Source organism: Micromonospora sp. NPDC049257, assembly GCF_040678915.1.
Lineage (GTDB): Bacteria > Actinomycetota > Actinomycetes > Mycobacteriales > Micromonosporaceae > Micromonospora > Micromonospora antibiotica.
This window is the reverse complement of the sequence record NZ_JBFAQU010000033.1, coordinates 47,970-63,302: the sequence shown is the minus strand read 5'-3', so window position 1 is coordinate 63,302 and position 15,333 is coordinate 47,970. Positions and strand designations below refer to the sequence as shown.

12 protein-coding genes and 1 pseudogene are annotated in these 15,333 nt (G+C 74.9%); 1 reads left to right on the top strand and 12 read right to left on the bottom strand.

The window, feature by feature from the left end:
- From AB0K25_RS29100 to AB0K25_RS29085, 4 genes and pseudogenes are all read right to left on the bottom strand, one after another.
- Positions 1 to 1,994, bottom strand: a pseudogene (locus AB0K25_RS29100) (hypothetical protein); the annotation flags it as partial.
- Positions 1,995 to 2,042: 48 nt separating this feature from the next.
- Positions 2,043 to 2,363 (bottom strand): divalent-cation tolerance protein CutA, encoded by a 321-nt coding sequence (gene cutA / locus AB0K25_RS29095; RefSeq protein WP_208568358.1) that lies wholly within the window; start codon positions 2,361 to 2,363, stop codon positions 2,043 to 2,045.
- 52 nt (positions 2,364 to 2,415) lie between these two features.
- On the bottom strand, positions 2,416 to 3,435 hold the full coding sequence (locus AB0K25_RS29090) for a 1-acyl-sn-glycerol-3-phosphate acyltransferase (protein WP_219464489.1): 1,020 nt from the start codon (positions 3,433 to 3,435) through the stop codon (positions 2,416 to 2,418).
- On the bottom strand, positions 3,435 to 4,265 hold the full coding sequence (locus AB0K25_RS29085; protein WP_208568494.1) for a patatin-like phospholipase family protein: 831 nt from the start codon (positions 4,263 to 4,265) through the stop codon (positions 3,435 to 3,437). Before AB0K25_RS29085 ends, AB0K25_RS29090 begins: the two co-directional genes overlap by 1 nt.
- A 192-nt stretch (positions 4,266 to 4,457) precedes the next feature.
- Between AB0K25_RS29085 and AB0K25_RS29080 the strand changes: the two genes are divergently transcribed.
- On the top strand, positions 4,458 to 6,212 hold the full coding sequence (locus AB0K25_RS29080) for a serine/threonine-protein kinase (protein ID WP_363823739.1): 1,755 nt from the start codon (positions 4,458 to 4,460) through the stop codon (positions 6,210 to 6,212).
- A 52-nt stretch (positions 6,213 to 6,264) separates the two neighbouring features.
- Here AB0K25_RS29080 and AB0K25_RS29075 read toward each other — a convergent pair whose 3' ends face one another.
- The 8 genes from AB0K25_RS29075 to AB0K25_RS29040 form a co-directional block, all read right to left on the bottom strand.
- Complete coding sequence (locus AB0K25_RS29075) at positions 6,265 to 7,320, bottom strand: glycosyltransferase family 4 protein (protein WP_208568493.1); 1,056 nt, start codon at positions 7,318 to 7,320, stop codon at positions 6,265 to 6,267.
- A 247-nt stretch (positions 7,321 to 7,567) separates the two neighbouring features.
- Positions 7,568 to 9,241 carry a trypsin-like peptidase domain-containing protein gene (locus tag AB0K25_RS29070; RefSeq protein ID WP_357535059.1) on the bottom strand — a complete coding sequence of 558 codons (1,674 nt, stop codon included), beginning with the start codon at positions 9,239 to 9,241 and terminating at the stop codon, positions 7,568 to 7,570.
- 84 nt (positions 9,242 to 9,325) lie between these two features.
- Entirely contained in the window at positions 9,326 to 10,879 is a 1,554-nt protein-coding gene (locus AB0K25_RS29065; protein WP_219464495.1) for a HAMP domain-containing sensor histidine kinase, read from the bottom strand.
- Positions 10,876 to 11,577, bottom strand: coding sequence for a response regulator transcription factor (locus tag AB0K25_RS29060; protein ID WP_091068807.1), 702 nt, complete (start codon positions 11,575 to 11,577; stop codon positions 10,876 to 10,878). Before AB0K25_RS29060 ends, AB0K25_RS29065 begins: the two co-directional genes overlap by 4 nt.
- Before the next feature lie 133 nt (positions 11,578 to 11,710).
- Positions 11,711 to 12,355, bottom strand: coding sequence for a PadR family transcriptional regulator (locus AB0K25_RS29055; protein WP_219464497.1), 645 nt, complete (start codon positions 12,353 to 12,355; stop codon positions 11,711 to 11,713).
- Positions 12,352 to 13,182: a DUF4097 family beta strand repeat-containing protein gene (locus AB0K25_RS29050; RefSeq protein ID WP_219464498.1), complete on the bottom strand. Its 831-nt coding sequence runs from the start codon at positions 13,180 to 13,182 to the stop codon at positions 12,352 to 12,354. The genes AB0K25_RS29055 and AB0K25_RS29050 overlap by 4 nt, the downstream gene beginning before the upstream one ends.
- Positions 13,183 to 13,424: 242 nt before the next feature.
- On the bottom strand, positions 13,425 to 14,351 hold the full coding sequence (locus AB0K25_RS29045; RefSeq protein WP_363823737.1) for a lysophospholipid acyltransferase family protein: 927 nt from the start codon (positions 14,349 to 14,351) through the stop codon (positions 13,425 to 13,427).
- A complete protein-coding gene (locus tag AB0K25_RS29040; protein ID WP_219464500.1) occupies positions 14,348 to 15,127 on the bottom strand; it encodes a GNAT family N-acyltransferase in 780 nt (259 codons plus the stop codon). The genes AB0K25_RS29045 and AB0K25_RS29040 overlap by 4 nt, the downstream gene beginning before the upstream one ends.
- Between the last annotated feature and the right edge of the window lie 206 nt (positions 15,128 to 15,333).

The following is a 15,333-nucleotide window of genomic DNA, read 5'->3' as shown; positions in this document are numbered from 1 at the left end:
CGAGGACCGGCCCGACAGCACGGCGACACGGCCCGGGGAGCGGGCCCCCCAACGGCACGCTGTGACGTGATCGGCCGGCGGGCGGCGGCCGTGGCCGCCGGTAGCGCGGCGGCGGTGACCACCACGCCCAGCAGTACGGTCACCGGACGGGCCGTCCTCGACAGCAGCAGGAGGCCGGCGCCGACGGTGAGCAGGGCGGTGAGCGGGAGCTGCCAGCCCCACGGGAGATCGGGACCCGCGGCGGCCCCCTGCCAGGCGGGCAGCGACCGGCCCACCGCGAGCGCCGCGAGGGAACCGGTGGCGAGCACGGTGACCTGGGCCGCACCGGCCGCCACCAGCAGCGCGCCGACCCGGGGGCCGGTGCGGTGCCGCTGCGGCAGCAGCCGGACGCCGCCGGCCAGAGCGGCCGCCACCAGGCCGACGGCGAGCAGCAGGAACCCGGCCCGCAGCTCGGCCACCGGCCGCAGCATCGCGACGGCGAGCAACGGCACCAGCAGCCCGGTGGTGAGCTGGCGGAACACCCCGGCACCCGCGACCCGGGCCGCACCGGCCAGGACCAGGCCGACGAGCAGCATCGGCAGGCCGGCCAGCAGCGGCTGACCGCCGGCCCGGCCGAGCACCAGCGGCACCAGCGCGCAGCTCGCGGCGACCGTCGTCGCGGCACCGAAGCCGAGCCAACCGAGCACCCGGCCAGCGAGCACAGCGGTGGAACCGGGCGGTCCGGCGACCGGCCCCCCGCCGGCCGCCGGTCCCCCGTCCGCCGGGACGGTGGTGGCGCCCGACCCCCCGGCGGGCACCACCACCGCTTCCCCGGGACCCGCAGCGGCCGGAGCCGCCCCGGGTGGCACCGCTCCGGCCAGTGGCGGAGCGGCGGGATCAGGCCCGGCCGGCACCGGGCGGTTCGCTGCCGACCCGGTGACCGCCGGGACCGGGCCGGTCGGAACCGGGCCGGTCGGAACGGCGAGCGGGGCCGGGCCGGTCGGAACGGCGAGCGGAACCGGGCCGGTCGGGACGGCGAGCGGGGCCGGCGAGCGGCGGCGCAGCGCGACCACCACCGCGAGGTCGAGCAGCGCCACCCCGAGGAACGTCAGCGTCCAACCGGTGGCTCCGGGCCGGGACTGCGCCACCGCCAGCGGCAGCACCGGCTGGACGACGAACAGCGCCGCGAACCACGGCACGGTGAGCCGGCTGAGCAGGGCGTACCCGGTGGCGACCGCCGCGCTGAGCCCGGTGACCAGGGCGGCGTACCGGGTGCCCGACCAGTCGGCGGTGCCGAGCAGGTTCACCGACCAGGCGGCGTACCCGTCGAGGACCACCAGCAGCAGACCCACCGCCGCGAACGTCTCGGCGGTGCCGCGCAGGCCGCGCCACTTCGCCACCAGCGGCACCGCCAGGGCGAGCGCGGTGAACCCGGCCAGGATCAGCGCCCGGCCCGCCACCCCCACCGCCGCCCAGGCGACCGCGGTGAAGACCACCGCCGCCGTGCCCAGCAGCAGGCCACCGAGGACGAACAGCAGCCACTGGATCGTCCGGGTCGAGGTCTCCGGGCGGCCCGGCGTACCCACGGGTGGGGGTCCGGACCCGGCGGGCGGCACGGACCCGCCGGACCCGACGACACCGCCGGGACGCACCGGGACCACCGGGCGCGCGGCCGGGACGACCGGGTGGCCTGCCGGACGAACAGCCGGCGGGACGGGACGTCCGGCCGGCGCGGGTACGCGGACCGCCGCACCGACCGGGACCGGCGCGGGGATCTCCCGGCGGATCCGGGCCGCCAGTTCCGCCCGCTGGCGCTGCGCCGCGAGCAGGCGCGCGCCGAGCCCCTGGTACGCCTCCCGGGCCCGCTCCACCTCCCGGCCGAGCGAAACGATCTCCCGGTCCAGCCGGACCACCTCGGCGGCGGGCGGGTACGGCCCGAACCCACAACCGACGCACCCGCGGGTCAGTTCGGCGGGCGCACCGCAGCGGGGGCAGGGGTAACCGGTGTTCTGCACCCGGCCATCCTGCCGGTGGGCGGCAACCCCTGGCCAGAGTGCCCGTACCTAGGTACGGGTGTTCTCGTGCACCCAGAGCGCGTACGCCGGGTCGCCGCTGTCCACCCGGGTGACCAGGATCTCGGGCACCTCGTAGGGATGGTTGGCCCGGATCTGGCCGACCAGCGCGGTGGCCCGGTCCGGGGCGGTCTTGAACTGCACCGACCATTCGGTGCTGGTCTCCACCCCGGCCCGCCACCAGTACGTGCTGTCGACCTGGCCGCCGACCTGGGCGCAGGCGGCCAGCCGCCCGGCCACCGCGGCAGCCGCCATCAGGTCCGCGACGGAGCGCGAGTCCACCACCGTCGTCACCACGCAGATCTGGTCCACCTGCGCACCCTACGTGGGATCGGCGGCGAAACGGTCGACCGTCACGGTGCGTTCACTCAGCGGTCACGCCGTCCCGGTTGGCGGCGATCCACCTGTCGATCCGGTCCCACCAGTCGAAGAGCCAGTCGATCCGTTCCTGCCGGCCGGTCGGGACGTCCTCGGGCGGCACCGACCAGAACCGCATCACGATCCGTTTGTCCATCGGCAGCTCCCGCCACACGTCGGCGACGGTGAGCATCCGGTCCAGGCCGGTGTGCGCCACGAAGATCACGCCGGCCTCGGGTGCGGCGTCCAGGGCGGCGAGCACCCCGCCGGGCTGCGGGGCGAGCACGTGCTGCATCCGCTCGGCGCGCACCGCCATCCGCTCCAGCCCGAGCGCGCGGAGCCGGTCGATGGCCCGTACGCGTCGGCCGGGGGTGAAGTTGCCGCCCTCCGGGAAGATCACGAAGGCGTCGTCGTCGTCCAGGCCGGTGGCGAGGTGGCCGATCTGCCGGACCGCCGCGTCCCGGCCGTCACCGGCGGCGACGAACCGGTTGGGCAGGCGGTTGAGCAGCACGTCGATCGCCGGGTCCCACTGGAGCGCCTCCTTGAGCACGATCCGGGGCTCCCGCTGGAACCAGTTGACCAGGGAGTGGATCAGGATGAACGAGTCACCCGGGCCGGCGTGCCGGCAGAGCACCAGCTCCGGCCGGCCCGGCAGGGCGGTGTCCGGGTCGGTGCCGACCACGTCGATGCTCAGCCGCAGCGTCCACCGGGCCTGCCAGAACAGCACCCGCAGGAACCAGCCGGCGAGCACGTAGTGTGCCCGCTGGAAGGACGGCGTGCGCTTCCACCGACCGAACCCGGAGGCCAGCCACAGCACGAAGAGGGCGACCAGTGCGGCGGCGTCCCAGACCAGGTAGACGCACCCGATCCAGAGCAGCCGCAGCGGGCGCAACCGGCCCGGCACGAACGGCGACGCGGCCAGCGCGAGCAGCGCCCAGACCGGCACCGCGGTCAGCACCGTGACCGCGAGCAGGATCACCCCGGGTGCGAACAACAGCCGGCGTACCCACCGAGGGGGCAGCGGCATCAGCGGTCCAGGCTCGCCAGGTAGTGCCGGGAGGCGGTGTAGGCGCGGCTGATCCGCCGTCCCACCGCCGCCATGTCCCGGTAGGCCCACGGGCTGTCGTCGCGTGGTTCCAGCCCGCCGGTCGGCAGCACGTGCACCCGTACCCCCTCGGGCAGGGCCGCCATCTCCCGGGCGAACCGGTGCCGGCGGGCGATCTCGAATGCGACCTGGGCGATCTCCCACGGTCGGCGGGGCGGCGTCAGCTCCCGCTCGATCCGCCCCACCTGGAGGACGAAGATCTGCGTCGCGCCGACCGCGACCGCCTCGCCGATCGGGATGGAGTTGACGATCCCGCCGTCTATGTAGTGCTGGCCGTCGATCTGTGCCGGCGGCAGCAGCCCCGGTACGGAGGCGGAGGCGAGCACCGCCGGCACCAGCGGTCCGGTGTGGAACCAGTGTTCGGCGGCCCGCTCGATGTTGGCCGCGCAGCAGCGGAACGGCACCTTCAGGTCGGCGAAGGTGGTGTCCGCGCCCAGCTCCCCCTCCAGCAGCTTGCGCAGCGGCCGGGGCGAGTGCAGGTGGGTACGGGCGGCGAAGCGGCGCAGTTGCCGGGCGACCGAGTCGCCGTACACCTCGCTCGCCTCCGGGGACGCCCACAGCCGGACCAGCCGGTCGGTGACCGCCTCGGACGGGTCGGCGGCGACCAAAGCGCCGTTGACCGCGCCGATCGAGGTGCCGAGCACGACGTCGGGGCGGATCCGGGCCCGGAACAGGGCACGCAGCATGCCCACCTCGACCGCGCCGAGCACTCCCCCGCCGCCGAGCACGAACGCCACCGGACCGCCACTCATGTCGTTCATCCTGGCACGCCACCGCCCGTGCCTGCCGGCGCAGCCGCTGGTCACCGGCGTCGATCAGGAACCGGTGGCGGTGGGCGAAACGGCCACTGCAGAGGGTCACCGGACAAATGGACAACCGTTGACAGGGGGGACACATTCGCGCAACCTGACACCACCCCGAACCCCAGGCAGGTGCGAACACTGATGGCAGCCCTGAACGCCGGTAGGTTGCTGGCCCGCAGGTACCGGCTCCTCGACAGGATCGGGGCCGGCGGGATGTCGGTGATCTGGCGGGCCCGCGACGAGGTGCTGGACCGGGTCGTCGCGGTCAAGGTGCTCGCGCCGTCGCTGGCCGCCGACGCCCGCTTCCGGGACATGGTCCGCGAGGAGGCCCGGTCGGCCGCCCAACTGGTCCACCCGCACGTGACCGCGGTGCACGACTACGGCGAGGCGCTCGCCCCGGACGGCGAGATCACCTCGTTCGTGGTGATGGAGCTGCTCACCGGCGAGGAGCTGGAGCACCGGCTGAGCGAGGGCCCGCTGCCCTGGCCGGAGGCGGTCGAGGTGGGCGCCCAGGTCGCCGAGGCGTTGGCGGCGGCGCACCGGCTGGGCATCGTGCACCGGGACATCACCCCGGCGAACGTGATGATGACCCGGACCGGGGCGAAGGTGCTCGACTTCGGCATCGCCACCCAGGTCGGCACCCCCGACGACGACGAGGACGGGGGCACCTTCGGCACCCCGGCGTACGTGGCCCCGGAACGCCTGGACGGGGCGCCGGCCCAGCCGTCGACCGACGTCTACTCCCTCGGCGTGCTGCTCTACGAGACGCTGACCGGCCATCCGCCGTACCCGGCGGAGACCTGGGAACAGCTCGCCGACGCGATCGTCGACGAGACACCACCGTCGCTGGACGGCGTACCGGGGCTGCCTCCGGTGGTGGTGGACGTCTGCCTGCGCTGCCTGGCCCGGGACCCGCACGACCGGCCGACCGCGCACCAGGTCGCCACCGCGCTGCGGGACCAGCTGCTGCCCGGTGATCCGCAGGCGGCCACCATGCTCTCCCCCACGGTCACCCTGCCCGCACTGGCCGGCACGCCGGGCACGGCGTCGGGGGTCGGTGCGGCGGGCGGCGTCGGCGCGGCTTCGGGGGTGGGCGCAGTGGCCGGCGTCGGTGCGGCCGGCACCGGCATCCCGGGGGCCGAGCTGGCCGGGGCGGGGTCCGGCGGCGCAGCCGGCGACCGGTCCCCCGCAGGCGGGCCGCCGGGCCCTGGCGCGGCGGCCGGCCGGCACACCGCCTACGGCGCGGCGAACAACGGCGCAGGTGGCACAGGTGGCACGGCCAACGGTGGCGCAGGTGCCGGCGGCGCGGGTAACGGTGGTGCGGCGACCGGGCCCGACGAGCCGGAGCCGGAGCTGCCGCCGTCGCGGCGGCCGTTGGTGGCGGTGGGCGCGCTGGTGGTGTTCACCGTCGCGGCGGTCCTCCTGCTCGCCCCGCTACTGGAGCCGGGGACCCACACCACCCCGCCGGTCGCCCGGCAGACCGAGGCCCCGGCGACGGAGCCGTCGCCGCCGCGCACCCAGCCACCGGCGGGCCCCACCGCGCAGCCGGCGCCCCGGCGGGCCACCACGACGCCCACACCGCCCCGCCCACAGCCCACCACCACCCCCGACGGCGGGCAGGGCGGCGGCGGGTTGACCGAGGCGGCCGACCGGATGCGTCAGCTGATCGACGACGGGGTCCGCACCGGCGAGGTCCGCGAGGACGTCGGCCTGGACCTGCGCAACGTGCTCGCCAACCTGACCCGGTCCGCCGCCGAGGGCCAGGCCGACGTGCCCGCGCAGGCGACCGCGCTCCGCGAGAAGGTCACCCGCCGGATCGACGAGGGTGGCATCACCGCGGCGTACGGCCGGCAACTCGAAGCCGCCGCCCGGAAACTGGCCGCGACCGCCGTCTGACACCCCGCGCCGGCACCGGAACCACCGTCCGCTGCACCGCCCCGCACCCCGCTCAGCGGGTACGCAGTGCGACGGGCCGGTGCACGGGCGGGGCCACGCCGAGTGCCACGGCCCGGTAGATCGCCTCGTAGCCGCGCGCCATCCGCCCGGTGGAGAAGTTGTCGGCCACGTGGGCGGTGCAGGCCGCCGGGTCGAGCCGGACCACCTCGCGCAGAGCCGCCGGCAGCTCCTCGGCCCGGTCGCGGACCAGTCCGGTCACCCCGTCGACCACCACCTCCGGCACCGCGCCCCGGCGCAGCGCCACCACCGGTGTGCCGGTCGCCATGGCCTCCACCATCACCATGCCGAACGGTTCCTCCCACTGGATCGGCATGATCAGGCAGCGGGCGTCGACCAGTAACCGCAGGGTCGCCTCCCGGTCGGCGTTCATGATCACGTCGACGTCGTCGCCCAGCATCGGCTGGACCACCTCGGCGAAGTAGTGGCGCTCGGCCGGTTCGTTGCACTTGCCGGCCAGGGTGAGCGGCAGGCCGGCCGCCCGGCAGGCCCGGATCGCCGTGTCGGGGCCCTTGTCCGGGCTGAACCGGGCCAGCCAGAGCACCGGGCCCCGGCCGGGTTGCCGCTTGGTCGGCACGTCCCGGGCGTTGAGGGCGTTGTGCACCGTGCCGACCCAGGGCAGGCCGGGGTTGGCCCGCCGTTGGGCGTGGGAGATCGCCACCAGGCCCACCCCGTGGTCGGTGTCGCTGAGCACCGCGCCGTACTCGCCGACCGGGTTGCCGTGCACGGTCGCCACGGTGGGCACCGCACGCCGGCCGGCGACCAGCGGCCCGATCGTGGTGTGGTCGTGGATCACGTCGAAGTCGGCGGCAGAGATCAACTGGTTGGCCCGCGCCAGGTGGGCGAGCTCCGGCAGCGACTCACCGAGCCGGTCGTACTGCACCTCGTCGATGGTGGAGACGAAGTCGGCGGCGGTGCCGTGCTGCCGGCCCGCCCCGAAGAGGGTCACCTGGTGGCCGTGGCTGGCCAGCATGTCGACCAGCCCGTGCACCACCTGCTCCAGCCCGCCGTAACCGGGCGGCGGCACCGACAGCCAGGGCGGAACGAGCATCGCGATCCGCAGTGGCGGCCCGGACGGTGGGCGTTCCGACGGACGGTGGGTCACGGCCACGAATCCTCCCCCGTTGTCCCGCTACGGAACCTCGTCCCGACCCGGGATCGGCGGCGATTTCCCGCTGGCCGGACAACCAAACGCACCCCGGTCGGGTGGGGCCCGGCCGGGGTGCGTACGGCGACGGGCGGTGGAGCCAACCCCCTTGGCTCCGCCGCCCGCCGCCCGGAGGAGGTAGGTCTGAGGACTATGACGTCTCGGCGAGCGTCACGGTTGCAGTCGCCTCCGTACCATTTCGCTTGTAGGTCACCTGGACCCGGTCGCCGACCTTGCCGGCCTGCACCGCGCCGACCAGATCGTTGGAGTCGTTGATCACCTTGTCGCCGAACCTGGTGATCACGTCTCCCCGCTGGATGCCGGCCTTCTCGGCGGCGCTGCCCCCGGTGACGGCGGCCACCAGGGCCCCGCCGTCCTCGGCCGCGTTGACGCTGACGCCGAGGGACGGGTGGCTGACCTTCTCACCCCGCTGGAGCTTCTCGGCGACGTTCTTGGCCTTGTTGCTCGGGATGGCGAAGCCGACCCCGATGTTGCCGGTGCTGCCCTGCCCGGCGGTGGCGATGGCGGTGTTGATGCCGATCACCTCGCCCCGGGTGTTGACCAGCGCGCCGCCGGAGTTGCCCGGGTTGATCGGGGCGTCGGTCTGGAGCAGGCCGGAGATCGAGCTGGCGCCACCCTGCGGGGCCTGCTGCGGGCTGTCGCCGCTGCCGGCCTGGATGGTGCGGTCCCGGGCGCTGAGGATGCCGGCCGTCACCGAACCCTGCAGACCGAGCGGGCTACCCAGGGCGAGCACCTGGTCGCCCACCTGCATGGCGTCGCTGTCGCCGAACTTCGCCGCCTTGAGGTTGTCCAGGCCGCTGGTCTTGACCACCGCGAGGTCGGTCTTCGGGTCGGTGCCGCGGATCTCGGCGGAGGCGGACTGGCCGTTGGCGAACACCACCCGGACGGTCTTGCCGGAGGCGGACGCGACCACGTGGTTGTTGGTCAGCACGAAGCCGTCGGAGCTGAGGACCACGCCCGATCCCTCACCGCTGTCGGTCATGATCGAGACCACGCTGTCCTGCACCGAGGCGGCGATCTTCGGCAGGTCGGCGCTGTTGATCACGGGGGCGGCCGAGTAGTTGCGGGTGATGCCGCCCCCGTCGCCGTCGACCGCCAGGGCGAGCGCCCCGCCGGCCACGCCCGAACCGAGCATCAGGGCGAAGACCGCCACCCCCGCGCCGACGAACTTGGCCACCCTGCCGGCCTGCGGCGCCGGGCCGGACGCCCACGGCGGGGCCGGCTGGCCGGGCTGCTGCGGCCCGCCGGGGCCGGGCTGACCCGGGTAGCCGGCGGACGGCTGCCCCGGGTAACCCCCCGACGACTGCGCGCCGGGCTGGCCGGGGTAACCGGCACCCGGCTGACCGCCGACGGCGGAACCGGGCTGACCGGGATAACCGGCGGACTGCGCCGCCGCGCCCGGCTGGCCGGGGCGGTGCTGGCCGGGGTAGCCGCCGGCCCAGCCGGACTGGTGCTGGCCGGGCTGCGGGTAACCGGCCGACGGGTACTGCCCCGCCTGCGGGTAGCCGGTGGACGCCGGATAGCCGGGCCGGTACGCCTGGTCACCGGAGGCCGCCGCAGGCTGGTACGACGACTGCGGGTACGCGCTCGCGGCGGGCGGCGCGTACGGCGACGACGGTGGCGCGTACGGCGATCCGGGGTGGGATGTGCCGGCCGGCGCCCCCGCGGTGCCGGCGGCGTCGCCCGGAGAGGCGGTGGTGTCGGACTCGCCGCGCTCGACGCGGGACGGCTCGGCGGAGGGGTGCGACGGCTCGGCGTCGGTGGCAGCCGGCCGACGCTGCGGGTCGGTCTCGAACTCGGTCATGCCACTAGTTTTCCCTGTGCCACTGTCACCAGCCTGGAATCCCCCTGGAAGTTTTCTGAAAGCCACTCCCGGCCCGGAGCGGGATCACTCACCGTCACCGCCGGACTCGGACAGCAGCGGCAGCCGGACCCGGAAGGTCGCCCCGCCGCCGGGCGTCTCGGCCACCTCCACCGTGCCCTGGTGCGCGGTGACCAGGGCGGCGACGATGGCCAGCCCCAGCCCGGTGCTGGTGATCCCGCTGGCCCGGCGGGTCCGGGCCGCGTCGGCCCGGTAGAACCGCTCGAAGACCCGCTCGGCCTGCTCCGGGGCGAGCCCCGGCCCGGTGTCGGCCACCTCCACCACGGCCAGGTTCCCGGCCTCGGAACGCAGCCGCAGGGTCACCGACGCCTCCGGCGGGGTGTGGGTCAGCGCGTTGGTCATCAGGTTGCCGATCACCTGCCGCAGCCGGGCGTCGTCGGCGTGCACCACCAGCGGGCCGGAGCCCGGCGCGATCTCCAGCTCGATGCGCCGTTGCGGAGCGACCACCCGGGCCGCCTCGACCGCGTCGGAGGCGAGCACCGGTAGCTCCACCGGGGCCAGCGACAGCGGGCGTTCCCGGTCCAGCCGGGCGAGCAGCAGCAGGTCCTCCACCAGCAGCCCCATCCGGGCCGCCTCGTCCTCAATGCGGCGCAGCAGGTCGGCGGTCTGCTCGGGGGCGCGGGCCGCGCCCTGCCGGTACAGCTCGGCGAAGCCCCGGATGGTGGTCAGCGGGGTACGCAGTTCGTGCGAGGCGTCCGCGACGAACTGCCGCATCCGCTCCTCCGACCGCCGGGCGCGGGCCTCCGACGCCAGCGCGGCGTGCGCCGCGTCCCGGGCGCCGGCCTCGGCCGTACGGGCGGCCATCTCCGAGGCGGCGCGGGCGGTGAAGGCGGCCTCGATCTGGGCCAGCATCGCGTTCAACGCCCGGGAGAGCCGGCCCAGCTCGGAGGTGGCGCACTCCTGCCCCTCCTCCGGGTCGGGCACCCGGCGGGTCAGGTCGCCACCGGCGATCGCCGCAGCCGTCCGTTCGATCTCCACGAGCGGTTTCAGGCTGGTCCGCACGATGGCCGCGCCGATCGAGGCGAGCAGGATCAGCACCGCCCCGCCGACCAGCATGTCTATCCAGATCAGCCGCTTGACGGCCAGGTCGACGTCGGTGAGGTGCTGCCCGACGGCGAGGACCCGGCCGTCGGACAGCTCCCGGTAGAGCATCCGCCACCGTTCCCGGCCGTCCTGCGAGCGGACCGTGAACGGTTCGCCCTCGTCAGCCCGGAACCCGGGCAGGTCCGCCGGGACCGGGGGAAGGTCGTCCGGTTCGAGCGCCGGGTCGTACCCGATGAACCGGGAGGTGTCCTCGTCGGCGAGCGCGACGACGTAGTCGGTGGGCAGCGCGGCCTTGACCCGTCCGCTCTCCAGGTCCGGCAGCGCCCGGCCGACCTGGACGCTGGCCGACTGCAACTCGCCGTCGACCTGCCCGATCAGGTACTCCCGCAGGAAGTACGTGGTGAGCGAGCTGATCACCACGAGCGCGACGGCGACCAGGGTGAGGACCGCCGCGACCAGCTTGACCCGCAGCGGAACGCTCCGGATCCGTCCCTTCGCCTCGTCGAGCGGATTCACGCCGCCGGCTTGCGCAGGACGTAGCCCACGCCGCGCAGGGTGTGGATCAGGCGGGGCTGGGTGTTGTCGACCTTGCGGCGCAGGTAGGAGATGTAGGACTCGACGATGTTGTCGTCGCCCCGGAAGTCGTAGTTCCACACGTGGTCGAGGATCTGCGCCTTGGACAGCACCCGGTTGGCGTTGAGCATCAGGTAACGCAGCAGCTTGAACTCGGTCGGCGAGAGCTGCACCCGCTGGCCGGCCCGGTGCACCTCGTGGGTCTCCTCGTCCAGCTCCAGGTCGGCGAAGGTGAGCCGGGACGGGGCCTGCTCGCCGGTCGCGGTGCGTCGCAGCACCGCCCGGATGCGGGCGGTCAGCTCCTCCAGGCTGAACGGCTTGGTGACGTAGTCGTCGCCGCCCAGGGTGAGCCCCCGGATCTTGTCGTCGGTGGCGTCCCGGGCGGTCAGGAACACCACCGGGGTACGCGTGCCGCCCTCCCGGAGCATCCGGATGACCTCGAAGCCGTCCAGGTCGGGCAGCATCACGTCGAGCACCACCAGGTCGGGGCGGTGGTCCTTGGCCGCGTGCAGGGCCGCGCTGCCGCTGGTGGCGGTCGCCACGTCGAACCCCGCGAAGCGGAGGCTGGCGGAGAGCAGTTCGAGGATGTTGGGGTCGTCCTCGACGACGAGCAGTCGCGCCTCAGTCTGGGTAGCGGCCATGCTGGCCATCATCCGTGATGTCGCTGCGGCGGCGCTGGACGGTTGCTGCAAAAATCCTGTGAAGCCGTCCGGTGCCCCGGTCGCGGCCGGCGGAGAGCACGACGACCGGGGCGACGCCCGCGACACGTGGCCGTCAGCGCAGTAGCCGGCTCAGCCCGTCCAACGCGCCGTCGAGGACCCGGATCGCGGTACGGAGCTGGGTGTCGCTGAGCCGTCCGGCCCGGACCAGCGCCCCGACCTCGACGGTGAACGCGGCCAGCCGCTGGTCGAACTCCGCCAGCAGTGGGGAGTCGCCGTCGGCGGGGGCCGCCGGACGCGACGGCGAGGTGGGGGTCGCCGGGCGGGGCTGCGGGGTCGGGGTCGGGCGGTCCCAGCGGGTCAGCCGGGTCTGCCGGGTGGCCTCGCGCAGTTCGCGTTTGAGGTCGCGCACCGAGCCGCGTACCTCGGTCTGGATCTCCCCGGCCAGGGCGGAGAGATCCTCCACCGAGGCGGTGATGTCGGATTCCAGGGTGGTCACCTCGTCGGCGCGCTGGCGCAGCTCGGCCCGGCCCGCCTCGGTGATCTCGTAGACCTTGCGGCCCCCGGCGGCGGTGTGGGTGACCAGGCCGTCGGCCTCCAGCCGTTGCAGCCGGGGATAGATGGTGCCGGCGCTGGGGACGTAGAGGCCGAGAAAGCGCTCCTCCAGCAGCCGGATCAGCTCGTAGCCGTGCTTGGGGCCGTCGTCGAGCAGCCGGAGCAGATAGAGCCGCAGCCGCCCGTGACTGAACACGGCGGTCACGGCAGCTCCTCCTGGTCGGCGTCCACCGGCCGGGCGAGCAGCGCGATGCTGCCGGACGTCGCGGACGCCCAGAGCTTACCCTCGCCCGCCCCGAGCACCCCGTGGCTGTCCTTGACCGGGCCGACGCCGACCCCGCCGCCGACCTGCGGGAAGCCGCTGGTGATCCGCCCGGAGGTGGTGTGCAGGTGGACGGCGAGGTCGCTGTCCTCACGGACCCGTACGGTGATCGGCCCGGAGATGGTGGTGAGCCGGATCTCGCTGCGCCGGGGGTTGTCCAGGTCGCAGGTGATCGCCCCGGAGATGGTGTTGGCGTGCACCCGGCCCGCCGCGCTCTCGGCGAGGGTCACCTCGCCGGAGACCGTGTCCAGGGTGAGGTCACCGGTGACCCCGAGGGCCTCGACCGGGCCGGAGACGATCCGCGCGTTGGTTCGCCCGGCCAGCCCCATCAGGGTGATCTGCCCGGAGGTCACGTTGACGGTGGTGTCGTTGACCAGCCCGGAGGCGACCAGTGCGCCGTCGACCAGGTGCAGGTCGGCCAGGACGGCGGCCGGGACGGCGATGGACACCTCGGCCCGGAACCGGCGACCGAGCTGGCCGAGCCACCAGAGGAACCCGGGCCAGCGCGGGTGGCGCTCGTGGCCGACCCGGAGCACGCCGTCGCGGTGTTCGACGATGACCGGCCGGCTGCTGACCCGGGTGACGTCGACCCGGGCCGGGCCGTCGGTGCCGACCACGTTGAGCCGGCCGGTGATCAGTCGTACGTCGAGTTGGGTGACCGGCCCCTCGATGGTGATCCGTTGTGGTCTGTCGACCGTCCAGTTGGTCATGACGTCTCCCTCCGGGGTCGCGGCCGACGGCCGCGCCACTGCACGGAGGAAGCGTAACGCGATACATCGCGATAGAACAAGACTGTCGCGAGTCGCAAACCCACCAATGCCCACCCCCGCCTCGCCCCCACCTCCGCTTCACTCACTTGGGCCGATGTTGCGGTAACCGGTCGCCAGGGCGCCGCAACAACGGCCCACCCGAGTGGATCATGCCGTCGAAGCAGCCCTCGGATGAGATCGGGTCAGGCGGCCAGGCCGAGGCCCTTCCCGGCGGCCGGCGCGGACGCGGACCCGGGCGGGGCGACCCCGGGCACAGCGGCCAGGGTGGGCCGGCTGACGACCGGGCGGGGCGGGAGCAGGTGCACGGCCGACTCGGCGGCGCGGGCCAGCAGCCGACGGTCCGCGCCGGGGGCCGGATGCAGGGCGGCGGTCACCGCGACGTGCACCACCAGGTCCCGGGCGGCCAGCACCCGACGCACCGAGCGCCACAGGGTCTCGTCGCCGAGGAAGGCGGCGGTGGTGGTCGTCGCCCCGGTGGCAGCAGAGCGGTAGCTGATCCGCAGCGGCACCACGGGGACCCGGGCGTCGATCGCCGCCTGGAAGACCGCCGGCCGGAATCCCCGCGACGGTCGACAGCCGGCCGAGGGAGCGACGCCGCACCAGGTCGTACCCTCGGGGAAGACCGCGACCGGGTGACCGGCCCGCAGCGTCGCCGCGAGCCGGTCCACCGTGCGGGGCAGGTCCCGGGGTCGCGACCGGTCCACGAAGAGTGCGCCCCCGGCGCGGGCCAGCAGCCCGAGCAGCGGCCAGTTCCGCACCTCCCGCTTGGCCAGCAGCCGGGCCGGAGCGACCGTCAGCACCGCGAGGATGTCCAGCCAGGAGACGTGGTTGGCGACCAGCAGCGCCCGCCGCCGGGGCAGCCGCCCGCGTACCGCCAGCCGCACCCCGAGCGCACCGGCGGTCCACCGGGCCCAGCCCCGCAGTGCCGCCGCCCGCCCCGCCGTCGGCAGCACCGGCAGCAGTACGACCAGGACGGCCCCGACCAGCAGCATCCCGAGCACGCCCAGCAGTCGGGCCACCTGTCGCCCGGGCGACACCTCCACCCGCCGCGCTCCCGGCAGGCAGTCCGGGCCGCAGCCGGCGGTCGGACGCCACAGTTCGGCGCTCACCGTGCCGCCCCGCCCAGGAAGTGCCGCAGGTAGCGCGGGTTCATCCGGTCCAGCGCGAACAGCACGTAGAAGTCGGCGCAGCGAAAGTCGGGGTCGTACGCCGGTTCCCCGGCGATCCACGCGCCCAGCCGCAGGTAGCCGCGCAGCAGCGGCGGGACCAGTGCCCGCCCGGCGGAGTCCCCGGTGGCGGTCTCCGCCGCCGCCGCGCCCGGCTCGGCGAACCAGGGCCGCAGCGGACGGACCCGCAGCAGCGGCGGGGCCAGGTGACCGGCGCGGCCCAGCGCCCACGCCTGCGCGGCGGCCCGGCCACCGTCGTCGACCGGCACCGAGGCGCAGCCGCCCAGCCAGTTGGAGCCGCGCAGGTGCAGGTAGCGGGTCAGCCCGGCCCACATCAGGTTGATCACCGCGCCGGAGCGGTGGTCCGGGTGGACGCAGGAACGCCCGGTCTCGACCAGCAGGTCACGCAGCGGGTCCAACGCGGTCAGGTCGAACTCCCCGGCGGCGTACCGACGCCCGGTGCGGCCCGGTGGCAGCAGCCGGTAGGTGCCGACCACCGCGCCGGTGCGCTCCTCACGGACGATCAGGTGGTCGCAGTGGGCGTCGAGGTCGTCGGTGTCCAGTCCGGCGGCATCCGGACGCAGGGTCGCGCCGAGTTCGGTGGCGAACACCTCGTGGCGCAGGCGTTGCGCTGCCGCGACCTGGGTCGGGTCGTCGGCGATCAGCAGGGTGTATCCACTGGTCGTCAGGGGTGCGCCAGCGGCATGCAGAACAGCCATGGGACCTGTGTAGGTGCCCCGGGTGGCCGGGTCCCCGCCTGACGGGTGTCGATCCGGTGAACGCCGGTCGGCGGGCCGCCCCCGCAGTGACCTGCGGGGCCGCCGGGGCCGGCCCGGATGTCGGTCGGCAGTCGGGTGGGCCCGGGTCCGGCGGCGCGTGCAGTGGTGCGGGTGGGGCGTGCGAGGCTGCCTGCGGGCGTCCGGCC

Coding starts and splice junctions, on each gene's coding strand:
- AB0K25_RS29080 (WP_363823739.1), top strand. CDS start 4,458: ATGGCAGCCCTGAACGCCGGTAGGTTGCTGGCCCGCAGGTACCGGCTC.
- AB0K25_RS29040 (WP_219464500.1), bottom strand. CDS start 15,127: ATGGCTGTTCTGCATGCCGCTGGCGCACCCCTGACGACCAGTGGATAC.
- AB0K25_RS29060 (WP_091068807.1), bottom strand. CDS start 11,577: ATGGCCGCTACCCAGACTGAGGCGCGACTGCTCGTCGTCGAGGACGAC.
- AB0K25_RS29050 (WP_219464498.1), bottom strand. CDS start 13,182: ATGACCAACTGGACGGTCGACAGACCACAACGGATCACCATCGAGGGG.
- AB0K25_RS29085 (WP_208568494.1), bottom strand. CDS start 4,265: ATGAGTGGCGGTCCGGTGGCGTTCGTGCTCGGCGGCGGGGGAGTGCTC.
- AB0K25_RS29070 (WP_357535059.1), bottom strand. CDS start 9,241: ATGACCGAGTTCGAGACCGACCCGCAGCGTCGGCCGGCTGCCACCGAC.
- AB0K25_RS29090 (WP_219464489.1), bottom strand. CDS start 3,435: ATGCCGCTGCCCCCTCGGTGGGTACGCCGGCTGTTGTTCGCACCCGGG.
- AB0K25_RS29075 (WP_208568493.1), bottom strand. CDS start 7,320: ATGCTCGTTCCGCCCTGGCTGTCGGTGCCGCCGCCCGGTTACGGCGGG.